The 1,241-nt window shown below is 30.8% G+C and carries 2 protein-coding genes; both read right to left on the bottom strand.

Annotated features, from left to right (window positions below):
* Positions 1-452 (bottom strand): site-specific integrase (locus tag OH806_RS16535; RefSeq protein ID WP_264744785.1); only part of this gene is annotated, 452 nt, incomplete at its 3' end.
* Positions 449-1,241, bottom strand: a 793-nt coding sequence (locus OH806_RS16530) for a tyrosine-type recombinase/integrase (protein WP_264744784.1), incomplete at its 5' end; no start/stop codon positions are given. The genes OH806_RS16535 and OH806_RS16530, both read right to left, overlap by 4 nt.

The following is a 1,241-nucleotide window of genomic DNA, read 5'->3' as shown; positions in this document are numbered from 1 at the left end:
AAACATCCTGAACTTAAAGCCTGATAAATGATTAATCCCAGAATGATTTTGTCCCTTTTTCCGTAGATGTCGAACTTTTGTATTTGGTATTTTCTATTTGTAAATCTTGTGTAAATTTCGTTTAACTCATCTTCTGTTAAAAATCCTGTAATTAATGGTCTTTTTGGTGTTTTTATTCTAAAGTTTTTTAATGGGTGGTCTTTCCTTTTTCCTTTCAATTGAAGATAGTCAAAGTATTGTTCTACGGTTTTGATGTGATTGTTGATGGTATTCAGGGAGTATTTTTTCTGTAATAATTCTATTATATTTAATAATTCCTGTGTTGTTACGGTATCAAAATTCTGTTTTCTGGAACATCTGCTTTTCCATAATAAGATATGATTTTCTTTTTCTGTAATTGTTCTTTCTGCATAGTGATAATGTTGTTTTAAATAGTGTAAAAACTCTTTCATAAATGTGTATATCTCTGTGTGCTTTCTAAACTTCTGTGTCCTAAAAATGTACTTACTTTTTTAAGTTCCATTCCGTTTTTAAGAAGATGGGTTGCAATGCTGTGTCTTAGTAAATGAGGATATATTCTCTTTTTAATCTTGCTTTTTTCTGCTGTTTTATCTATAATGAACTTTATTCCTGAAGTGGTTAAATTTCCTTTTAATCCCTGTAAAAAACATTCTCCTTTAGGGATTCTTTCTTTTACATATTCTTCAAAAATATCTCTTGCTTTGCTATGTATCGGGACTTCTCTCTGATAGCCTGTTTTGGATTTTCTTACCAATACTTTTTGGTTTTCTAAATCTACATCTTCCAATAATAATTCTGCCGCTTCTCCGGCTCTTAATCCCAGATAATATAAGCAACATAAAACGGCTTTGTCTCTAGTGTTTACGGTGGTTTCAAAGAGGGTTTGTATTTCTTCCGGACTTACTATTTCTATTTTTGGTGTATAGGTTTTAAAACTTTTGCAGAAGAGGATATCTGTTTCTTTCCGTTCAATGTTTTTTCTGTAATTTCTGTATAGTTTCAGGGCTGTTAAATAATTGTTTACCGTGCCGTTGCTGAGTAATTTCTCAGGATTATTTTTGTTTTTTCTTAGTTTCAGATAACTGATATATTCTTTGGAAAGGTTTCCTTTTTCTCTGTATTCTTCGTATTCTTTGGCTATGGCTACTATTCTTTTGACATTCTTTTTCTGATAGTTTCTGAGTTCTAAATATCTTCTGAAGTTTTCCATATACGACTGT

Origin of the sequence: Chryseobacterium oryctis, assembly GCF_025971925.1 — a bacterium.
Lineage (GTDB): Bacteria > Bacteroidota > Bacteroidia > Flavobacteriales > Weeksellaceae > Chryseobacterium > Chryseobacterium oryctis.
The sequence above is the reverse complement of the archived record's forward strand: the minus strand, read 5'-3'. Positions and strand labels throughout refer to the sequence as shown.